Origin of the sequence: Bacillus sp. SIMBA_074, from assembly GCF_046534555.1 — a bacterium.
GTDB classification, from domain to species: domain Bacteria; phylum Bacillota; class Bacilli; order Bacillales; family Bacillaceae_G; genus Bacillus_A; species Bacillus_A mycoides.
Genome location: NZ_JAWRYM010000972.1, coordinates 1 through 249, shown reverse-complemented (window position 1 = coordinate 249; position 249 = coordinate 1). Strand labels below are relative to the sequence as shown.

The 249-nt window shown below is 43.8% G+C and carries 1 protein-coding gene; it reads right to left on the bottom strand.

The features are described from left to right. On the bottom strand, positions 1-231 hold a 231-nt coding region (locus tag SB773_RS33655), incomplete at its 3' end, for a phage portal protein (RefSeq protein WP_410594810.1). Between the last annotated feature and the right edge of the window lie 18 nt (positions 232-249).

The window sequence follows — 249 nt, the reverse complement described above, 5'->3', positions numbered from 1 at the left end:
GGATAAGCTTTCCTCATCGTTATCCATCAGGACTGTTTGCAGCTTTTTAGTGAGTTCGTCTACTTCTGTACCAGCTTCATTTGCAGAGTAACGAATAGGGTTACTGGCAATGTATGAGGTACCAAAGTCGATGATCTTTCGGGCGAAATTGAGTACGATCTTGTTATTTGGCTTCCCCTTATCTTCAGCTCTATGGAGAATGTCTTGATCACCGTCTACATACTGCCGCATCAAAGCGTAGTTTCGACC